This window comes from Tardiphaga sp. (genome assembly GCF_041424195.1).
GTDB lineage: Bacteria > Pseudomonadota > Alphaproteobacteria > Rhizobiales > Xanthobacteraceae > Tardiphaga.
In genome coordinates this window covers 1-9382 of sequence record NZ_JBGMOE010000102.1, presented here as the reverse complement: position 1 = coordinate 9382, position 9382 = coordinate 1, and the positions used below count along the sequence as shown (strand labels likewise).

Sequence of the window (9382 nt, the reverse complement as noted above, 5' to 3'; positions counted from 1 at the left end):
TTTAATCCGGTGCTACCGGCCGATCCGTGGCCCCTTTTATTCCCGGTGTTCTCAATTTTTCAGGATTGTCGGGGAAGGCGATCCGCTCGATCGCCTCATCGATGCTCAAACCTTCCGCGATGAGCGCGTCGATCGCGGCGAAGGTTTTGGGGCTCGAAGAGAAGAGGGTCGCCGAATAAGGATCCAGCACCAGACGGCCAACAGCCAAGGTATCAGGCCCTTTGATCATGATGTCGGAATATTCGAAGCCGTTACGCTTCAGTGAACGAAGCAGGGCGTCCGTATAATCGTCCATTTCGAAACGATCGTGCTTCTTGAAGTCCGCGATTGTCTCCGGTTTCTGCTGAAGGATCACGAACCAGTCGGAGTTTTCGAGCGCGGCTATCGAACCGGCCGATTTGTAGTAGTCGTTCAGCGACTGCGTCGCCGTGACGAGGGAGGCGCCATATTTCCGGCATGTGCGCGCATAGGTCTCGATGAAATCGGCCATCGCACCCCCACGGAGCATTTGCCACGCTTCATCGAGAAGCAGCGCCTTTGGAATCGAGCGATCGAGCTTGCGCATCATCTGCTGCGACATGAACATGATCGCCGTGAGGACAACGCTGCGCAGTTCCTCACGCGCGGACAGGTCGGATAATTCGAAGACGGTGAGCTGAGATTTAAGCTCGAACGAAACCTCTCCCTGGAAAAAGCGGCCATAAGTTCCGCCGGATGAGAAGGGTCGCATCGCGATCGCGAGATTGACCGCGAGCCCGTTCCCTGTCGCCTCGAGCGCCTCGATTACCAGATCGATCGAGCCACGGCTTCCGTGCGCTTCCCAGACCTGATTCACCGCTCCGTCGATCAGGCCACGTTCCGTATCGTCGAGTAGATTTATATGCCGCGACATCTGGTTGATGATCGCTTTCAGCATCGCCATGCAGTCGAGAAGATAATCCTCGTCTTCGACAGCCTGCGTTTCGTCGATCATTGAAAACGGATTCAGGCAGAAGCCCGAGCTCATGGTGAACTCGACAAAAGCGCCGCCTTGCAACTTCGCCGAATGCTCGAACGACCGTCCGTCGTCGATCACTACCACGCGCGCCCCGGCGCCGCACAATGAGCCGCAAAGCTCCTGCAACGCCACCGACTTGCCGGATCCCGACTTGCCGAACACCGCGACGTTGTGGTTGCCCGCGCTGTTTTCGAATGGGCTCCAGAAGAAGGGCTGGCCGCGGCGGCCGATGAGTAGCAAATGCGGTATGGTTCCGCCGAGATACTCGCCCTGCAGCGGCGCAAGATTGGCGGCCGTCGTCGTGAGCAGGGTGCGCATCCGCTTCATGCGTTCAAGATCTTTCGACAGACCATTCGCCATCGTCATCGGCATCGCGCAAAGCAGACCCATGACTTGGAGATATCGATCATCGAGCAGGTCCCAGCCTGCGGCTCGGTAGATCGATTTCAGGACGCGCTCGTTGCTGTCGCCCTGCCCTTTGGGCGAGAATGACGTGGCGCTGAAGAATACGCGCACGAGCTTGCGGCCTTGTCGAATTTCCTCGTTGACGTAGCGCCATTCCTGCGACTGTTCGCGGAGTTGAGGCAGAAATCGCGACGACTTGGAATCGGCCAGGCTGGTGGTGCGCATGAACTTGTAGCTGGCCTTGTTGGTTGAGGCCTGCTGGTCGGGAAACTCGATGCAAAGATTGGTCGCGACCGGACAGGGCATGCGCAGCTTGTCGGTGAACATGTCGCCGATCAGCCGCGTCACATCCCACGGCGCCCAACGGCTCGGGAGATTGCGCACCGAGAAGGAGCGCACGTCGAACACGTCCGGATAAATCTCACCGATCTCCGGCGCGCCCTTCAACGTCTTGCCCGTCGGCCGAAAGCGCTCGGTCCGCAGCAGCATCCGGTCCGGCTCGATATGCAGTTCGATGTCTCGGCGGATTGCCTGATCGGCGATGGGATCGAGGGGGTTGTAGCTGACGGCGTCCTCGCCGGCCGCTGTCGTTGGAGAAGTAATGTCGTCGATCCACCCGATAAGGGCTACGGGATCCATCCTGCGCGCCGCGACGTTCACCGACTGGAGCGCGGAAATCAGCCCGTCCATCAGCGAGACGATCTGTTCGACCGTTATGGAGGATGATTCCGGGGTTGAATAGGAGATCGCGACGCGGTGATTGCGCAGGCAGAAGGGTGCATCGGCCGAGAGCGATTCCCAGACGCCATCCGTGAGAAAATCGACCCGATGCTTTGCCATCCGTTCATAGACGCCGCGCGCCGAGTAGCGCGGGACATACCACTTGGACAGGCGCTCTCCTATGCGCGGCGACATCCATTGATGGATTTGAAGACATCCAGGCGCCGGGACGCCTTCGGACATAAATTGCGACAGGATCTCGCCGGTGCGCTCGTCGGCTCCCACGAGTGGCGCGGCTTCGATGACGAAACCCCGTGACGCGCTGTTATAGAAGATTCCCGTCTTGGGATCATAGCTGCGATAAGGCAGCCAGTGCGCCAGCATCGGGATTGAGAGGTCCGGACGCTGCACGTCGGGCCGCTTGGTGTCTCCGAAGATGCCCGACAACAGCTCATCCAGAAAGCCGCGTGCCATTTCATTTATCCTCCGGCACCACGGCAGGGAAACCCGCCGCGCCGATTGTCGGCTGCGCCTTGACGTTCGTTGCAGGAACGCCGCCGGTTTGACCGGCAGCTCGCGCGTCGCTCTCCGCTTGGGCAGCCCGTTCGTGGAATGCCGGAGAGGCCTTGATCCGGGACAGCGCTTCAGCGCCGACCGTCGTCTTCGGAGCGGATACAGGTACGGCGGCGGCGTCGGATACAGGCGGCGTCGACGAACCGTCGACTTTCAGCTTAGAGGCTGGGATCGCTTGCGCCGCTCCATCGACACTTCGGGTCTCCGCTTGCCTCTTGCCGATCTCCCTTGGGATGGGCGTTGGTGTGCGGCCCGCCTTGGGGGCTAGGCGGGCCGCAACGTCGTTCTGGATCGCTTTGACCGGGTCGATGCGCCGAGCGCGCGCCGCGGCGACGACCGCAGGATCGGGAAGATTGGGATCCATGCCCCCGGCCTCGATCGTCGCGAGGTCTGCGCGATCTACGGCATCGGCGAGCGATTCCGGTTGCGGGCCAGCCGCGATGGCGTTGCGATCCGGGATCGATGTCGCGTCGGCCAGCACCTGCTGCTGCCACTCTCCGCTCTGGACCACCGCATGGATCGCGCTCGCCTCATGGAGCCGACCACGCTCATCGATATAGGGTTGGAAAATGATGCGCAGCACGCGCTCTTGCGTGCGGCGAGCATCGAGTGGCGAGACCGGAATTACGTGACTGGACGACGCTGTGCGGGACGGCTTTGACGAGAGGCGGCGGGGCGGCCCGCTCGCTGGCGAGGGGTCGCCAACTGCACCCTGCTCCGCGATCATGGCCAGCGCCCGGTCGTCGATCGAAGCTGACGGTGCGCAGATACCGTCCGGCGCGGCGCACGAGAAGCTCCCCTTCACATTGCTGCCGAAGGTCGCACATCCTCCTAGAAGGCTGAGCGCCGCTAGTGCTGTCGAGCCGCGAAGCAACGGTGCCCGATCGAGCCGCACCGCCTTCACGACTGGCCTCCCCGCAGCCAGGCTTCGAGGAATTCCTTTGGCCGATACCCCTCAAGCACGGCACCATCGCCTCGAACGATGATCGGCGTCGCGTTGAGTCCATGCTCGCGTGCGAACCGTTCATTGGCGTCGAGTCCCTTGGTGTCACACGCCGTCGGCCCCTTGAACGGCTCACCGGCATAGGCGGCGTGCAGCGCCTGCTCCTGATTCTTCGAGCAATAGACACGATCCGCGATATCCCGGCTGCCAAGAACGGAGATCGGCCGCTCGACGACCTTCACATCCATGCCGCGCAACACGTTCGTCAGCGCCCTGCAATAGCCGCAGCGAAAATCGGTGAAGATCGTGACGCTTTGCTTCGCGGTGCGATTGCCCCAGACGATCGCGCCATCAGACGGAAGACCCGACAGGTTCAGAACAACCGGCCGCACCGGCGCGGTCACTTTCCCAGGTTTACCGACAGGCGTCGTCGCCCCGTCGGCTTCTCCCCCTTCGGCCGCCACGGCGTTCGCCTTGGCGGCCCCTCCCACAAGCATATCCGGGTTGATTTCCAGCAGCCGGGCTGCTGTCAGATCCTGGCGCGTCTCCATATCGTAGACACGGCCGATGATCAGATATCGCGCACCATGATTGACGTAGAAGAGATTTGCGCCGGCCGTTACCTCGCACAGGCCGTCGATCTTCTCGCAGTCAACCTTCGTAAGCGGGGTCTTGGGAAGCCTCGTTTTGAGGAGAAGGCTGACCTTGGCTTCGTCCTTGCCGGCCACGTCAGCTGCAAGGGCAATTCCGGCGATGCAGAGTGCGCCTATCGCCGCCACGACTGGGGCTGGACGCGCGAGCGCGCGGAGCTTTCGCAAACGATCAGTTGCGGACATAGACACCCTCCAAGAAGACAATTTCAACGTCGATGCCGGTCGGCATCTCGATGACGGGTTGGTATTGCTCAGCGCGCTCGATCAGATATTTCGAGACGTCCTTGCCGGACTCAGCGGCGCCGCCGCCGAGCGCGCGCAAACCCACGCTGCCGAAGTTCGGCGTGCGATTGAGGCCCCCTTCTCCGTCGGTGCTGATACTTGCGAGCGGCTGATTGAAGGCAGTGTTGAGGGCATTGCCGCCGCCGCTGACCAGACCGGCCAGGAAGGCTTGCATCGCCAGTGATCCTTCGCGGCTCACTACCCGGCCGCGCACGCCGGTCTTGCCTCCGAACGCGATGAAGCCTTTCACCTCCGAGACCGCGTAGCGCCCACCGGGCTGTGGGCAGGTCATTTTTTGCAGCTTGACGTAGACCTTCTCGCTCGAAAGTTCGCCGCGCGCGGCGCCGTTGACGAGACAGCCTTCGATCTTCGTCGTGAGGAGCCGACCGTTCTGATAGACCGAGCGCGCCGGGCCAGTGACGCGCAGCACCACCGGCAGCGGATCGGTCTGGCTGTTCACCCCCGCGCTTGCATCGACCCCAACGATCACCTTGGCGCTCGCGAAGCTGTTCGGCGGCAAATAGTTGATGCTGTCGCTGAACGTCGTCGTTCCCTTTGCCACACGGGTCGCATTGCCTGTGTCGGCCGTCTGGAAGCTCACCAACTTTACCTCCGCGCTGGCCGCCATCGGCATCGCGCGACCGGCACCAGGGGCGCCTGGGCTATCCGGACGTTGATAGGCCTGCGTTCCGCCTGGTCCGTACATCGCGCTGGGCCCGGGCGCGGGAGGTGGCGCAGTGCGAGCGGCGGCAACTTCCCGACGCAGCGCTTCATTCTCTTGCTGGTAGGCAGAAAGAACGCGGGAGCCATCCGCGCGCATAGCTTGGTTTTCGCCCTTCAACAGCTCGATCTGCTGCGAGAGCTGATCCATACGCTGCTGCTGGCCGTTGACTGATTTCAGCTGGTTCTCGACCGATTGCATCTGGTTCTCAGAGAGCGCCATCCACTCCTGCTGGTTGAGGTTCTTGTTGACCATGTCCTTGGTTGACACCTGGACCTTGGCCGTCTCGTCGCTGTCGGCGCTGTTCGATTTGTCGTCGTCCCCGAAGATCCAGAAGGATGATGCAACGAGCCCGACCCCGGCTACGCCGGCGAGAAGCATCCGCTGTTTCTTCCGCACGCTTTCGTTCGCAGAGAGATCGGCCGCGATCGGCGAAACCCCCTCCGGATTCTCATCACCACCATCGAGGGGCTCGCGCTTGCGCTTGAGGAAATCGGTCCAGGCCATGTCACTGCCTCCCGGTTTGTGAGACGAGATAGGCCGTCGTGACCTTCCCAGGATCGAGCTTCGGCTCGGCGATCGAGACGGCGAGCGCACTGGTCGGCGCGACCGTCGCCTCGCTCAACGTGATGGGTTCAGGGCCGCGGTTCTCGATGCGCAGCACCCGCCCGGTCAGAGCCGACCCCCGATATTCAGCGATCATCTGGACCTTGAGGTTGCCAACGTAGACCGGCCGCAGCGTGCGCTGGCGCATTTCGTAGCCGTCGGCGACACTGTTCGCATACATGGCCTGGACGAGCTCGACGGCGGCCTCCTGCGGGTTGGCGGCGACCGCCACCTCTGGCGTGCCATTCTCGTCGGACTTCGCTTTGGCGATCGCGGGGTTCGAGATGAACAGCTGCACCGCCTGATCGCCAGCTATCCGGCAGACGATCTTGTAGACATAGCCGCGCTTGCTCGTGGCGAAGAAGGAGAGCGCCGGACGGGTGAAGCCATCGGGCACAGACAGGTAGATATCTCCGCGCACAGGCTCGTTCACGACCGAGAAGTCGTCCTGCGGGTTGCCTGTCGAAATCTTCGAGACCGATGCGAATTCGTCTTCGACAAGGCTGATCCTGGTGAGATCCTTCGCCGAGGCGGCACAGTCCACCTGGCTGCCATCCGCCGCCATGACGGTCTGATCCGCCCATGCCGGCGAGGCGAGCAGGACGAAGCTCAACGCCACCAGCCCGGCGCCCAAGCAACGGCTCAGCACGCAGTAGACGCGGGAGAGGAAGACAACGCCGACTGCGGCGCTGCCGATCGCATAGACCGACATCACTGATCCTTTTCCTTGCTGGTCGTCACCATTCCGAAGCCGACAAGCTTCAGCGACAGGCCGGAGTATTGCCAATCGAAGCGGAAGGTTCGACGTTCGTTGGCGACGACCTTGTTGCCGACGATCGTGTGGAGATCGCCCGTAACGGTGGACCACAGGTTCTTCGGGTCGATTTCCATCTGCTGGATGGTGAAGAACTGCGCGATCGATGATCCGCGCTGTTCGTTCACGATCTTCATGAGGTCGGCGCGGATCTTCCCCTGCGCGCTAGGCGCGGTGATATCGAGGACCGATTTCATCCAGTATTCGAGATTCGCCGGGCTGCGGTCGAGCGTCAGCACGGCCGTGTCGCGCGTCACCAGTTCAAGATATTCTCGGCTCACGCCGGCGCTGTTCACGACCAGCGGGGATCCAAGAATTGGCTGAAGGACCACCTCACGGTCGCGAGTAGCTGTGATGAGCGCCAAGATCGCGCAAAGGGCACCCAGGATGCCGGCAATGACCACCAGCATATTGCGCTGTTTGAGGATTCGCTGGCTTTGGGCGTGGGTGTAGGAAATCTCCATCTCAACCCGCCATCAACCGGAGATAGGAGGGTGGCGTGGCCTTCATGCCGGTGAAGCCGGCCGGAAGATGCCAATAGGCCATGTGCAGCAGCCAGGAGGTCGCCCGCCCTGCCTTAGCCTTCTTCAGTCCCCACCAGCCAGCGCCCGCAAGCAACATGCCGATAAGGATATGCTGAGACAGGATACCCCAGACGAATGGGATCACCATCGCCAGGAACTCATCCAGCGTCCACAGCCCGATTAGCTCAGGATCATCCAGATGAGACGGAATGACGTACTTGTCCGCGGCCATAACACCACCCTCCCCGCAGGCCGACCGAATCTGCTATTCCGGCCGCCCCTTGGACTGTTCAGATCGTTGCGGTGACGGTGGAGGTGACGATCGGAATGCCGGTCCCGGCGCCCACGCCGACGCCGACCGGAATTGCGATCTGGCCCATCGAGAAGCGGCCCGATGCCAGCGCGACGATGCCGCCGGCGAGCGACAGGACGGTGATGATCTTGCCGCCCGACCCTTCGAGGAAGTCGGTGAACTTCGTCAGGGCGGTATCGAACGTGGTGTCGGCACCGGCGAAGGCCGGTCCGGCAAGAAGAAACAGCGCGATCACCAGTGCGATGAGGGCGAGAACCGCCAGCTCCGCACGACCGCTGTACTTGAGGACAGTCTGCATGAGAGTTTCCCTTCAAACGGAACGCGACTGATCCGCGCCCAATCAAAAGGTGGTCAGGTCAAACGGCGGGCGGCAACGAACTTCCCCCCAACCATGTTCGACTCGCGAAAGAATCTTGAACGGTTCAAGGAGGCGCCCCGCCTTGCGGGGCGGCATGCCCCTCCCTGCGGGGCACAATGCCCCAGACCTCGGGGCAAGCCGCCCCCTTTTCCGGGGCAGGCCACTTCCCGAGTCGGCATATGCGCTGATAATTGCCGTCATCGATGGCTCAGGTTAGATTCGCTAACCGGAGTCGGTGAATTCCCGTCGGCCGGGCAGAATTCTTGTCGACGATATGAGCACTCAAGACATGCTGATGAAGGACAGCCTGGTGCAGGTTCGATGACGGGAGATCAGTGCACGCTCGCGCTCAACATTTCGGAGCACCTGTTCAATCTGACGACGGAGAGCCTGCGCCTTCGCTCGAACGAGACCCGATGCTACCAGACCCTTGAGAGCCTGTTGGCGGAGCGTGTCCACTTACCTTGTGCGCTGGAGTCCCACGATCCGAAGACAATTCGCGATCATCTGTCGGCAATACCCACTACCGGTGATATCCGCATCGATCTCACAATCACGAAGTCGAGCGCAGACAGCCTCGATGCAGCAAAACGTCTTATTTCGGAGGGCTTAGGCTCTGAGATCAGCTTGGGCGACACCCTCTCGATCATGCTGTTTCTTTACATTGTCGATCAGAAGGCGGCGAAAATACTTCAGAGAATTGGGCTGGACAGTTCCGCTTGCGTCTCCTCCTCACAGCCCGCCGGCGACGACGATCCGCCAGATAACGTGGTCCCGTTCAGATAGTTAACGGCCACGCTGATCGTAACCGCACATCCATGCGAGGGTTGATTAGTAGCTGCCCCTGTGTTTCGTTTCATACCGAACGTGCAACAGGAGACGGTAATTTGTCATCCTTTGCCCATATCGAGGCCTCGGACGAAGGCTGTTGTTCAGCCGGCGCCGATCAGCGGGACTTCATCCCGCTGATCCTTGAAGCGATGTCGGAGCATGGCATCGGACAGCGTAAGCTGGCGCTCAAGACAGGTATCAGCAAGACCCGCTTAGGACTGTTGCTTCATCATGATCCCGCCAAACGGGCAGCCATGTATCTATTTGAATTCCAGCAGATCCTCGACGCGCTGGACATCAATATCATCCAAGCCATCATCGCTGTAGAGAACTATCGCAATCCAAAGCTCTTCCTTGACGAGCGTTTCCAGACATCAATCGCGATGCTCGCGGAACTCTTCGAGGGTCTGCCGTCGATGCTGGTGGCTGCGCTCGACGAGATAGAGGGCATGGACGGGACCGAAGTGCGCAAGGAATGGGCTGGCCCGCTGCGGCAGGCCGTTGTGGAGAAACTGGTCAAGGAGGTGGGTGCCGTCATGGCGAGACGCGCTCATCTTGCCCACATATCAACGCTGAGCCTTCTGCTCTTGAGAACACCGGGAATAAAAGGGGCCACGGATCGGCCGGTCTCACCGGAATAAA

General features: G+C 61.2%; 10 protein-coding genes. 2 read left to right on the top strand and 8 right to left on the bottom strand.

Features of this window, described 5'->3' with window-relative positions; genetic code table 11:
- Position 1: 1 nt before the first annotated feature.
- The 8 genes from traC to ACEK02_RS15065 all read right to left on the bottom strand — a co-directional run bounded on the left by traC (position 2) and on the right by ACEK02_RS15065 (position 7849).
- A complete protein-coding gene (traC, locus tag ACEK02_RS15100; RefSeq protein WP_371422480.1) occupies positions 2–2596 on the bottom strand; it encodes a type IV secretion system protein TraC in 2595 nt (864 codons plus the stop codon).
- Position 2597: 1 nt separating this feature from the next.
- Complete coding sequence (locus ACEK02_RS15095; protein ID WP_245652755.1) at positions 2598–3599, bottom strand: TraV family lipoprotein; 1002 nt, start codon at positions 3597–3599, stop codon at positions 2598–2600.
- On the bottom strand, positions 3596–4366 hold the full coding sequence (locus ACEK02_RS15090) for a DsbC family protein (RefSeq protein ID WP_371422479.1): 771 nt from the start codon (positions 4364–4366) through the stop codon (positions 3596–3598). The genes ACEK02_RS15095 and ACEK02_RS15090 overlap by 4 nt, the downstream gene beginning before the upstream one ends.
- Before the next feature lie 94 nt (positions 4367–4460).
- A complete protein-coding gene (locus tag ACEK02_RS15085; protein WP_062787937.1) occupies positions 4461–5801 on the bottom strand; it encodes a TrbI/VirB10 family protein in 1341 nt (446 codons plus the stop codon).
- Between the two features lies 1 nt (position 5802).
- Positions 5803–6612, bottom strand: coding sequence for a type-F conjugative transfer system secretin TraK (locus tag ACEK02_RS15080; RefSeq protein WP_237364626.1), 810 nt, complete (start codon positions 6610–6612; stop codon positions 5803–5805).
- Positions 6612–7178: a type IV conjugative transfer system protein TraE gene (locus ACEK02_RS15075; RefSeq protein WP_237364601.1), complete on the bottom strand. Its 567-nt coding sequence runs from the start codon at positions 7176–7178 to the stop codon at positions 6612–6614. The genes ACEK02_RS15080 and ACEK02_RS15075 overlap by 1 nt, the downstream gene beginning before the upstream one ends.
- A 1-nt stretch (position 7179) precedes the next feature.
- Positions 7180–7470, bottom strand: coding sequence for a type IV conjugative transfer system protein TraL (gene traL / locus ACEK02_RS15070; RefSeq protein ID WP_062787941.1), 291 nt, complete (start codon positions 7468–7470; stop codon positions 7180–7182).
- 58 nt (positions 7471–7528) lie between these two features.
- The gene (locus tag ACEK02_RS15065) at positions 7529–7849 is read right to left on the bottom strand and encodes a TrbC/VirB2 family protein (RefSeq protein ID WP_126001922.1); all 321 of its coding nucleotides are present in this window, start codon (positions 7847–7849) and stop codon (positions 7529–7531) included.
- 381 nt (positions 7850–8230) lie between these two features.
- On the opposite strand from ACEK02_RS15065, the gene ACEK02_RS15060 reads away from it, so the two are divergent.
- The gene (locus tag ACEK02_RS15060; protein ID WP_237364602.1) at positions 8231–8695 is read left to right on the top strand and encodes a hypothetical protein; all 465 of its coding nucleotides are present in this window, start codon (positions 8231–8233) and stop codon (positions 8693–8695) included.
- A 101-nt stretch (positions 8696–8796) separates the two neighbouring features.
- Positions 8797–9381: a hypothetical protein gene (locus ACEK02_RS15055; protein ID WP_371422478.1), complete on the top strand. Its 585-nt coding sequence runs from the start codon at positions 8797–8799 to the stop codon at positions 9379–9381.
- Position 9382 lies beyond the last annotated feature (1 nt).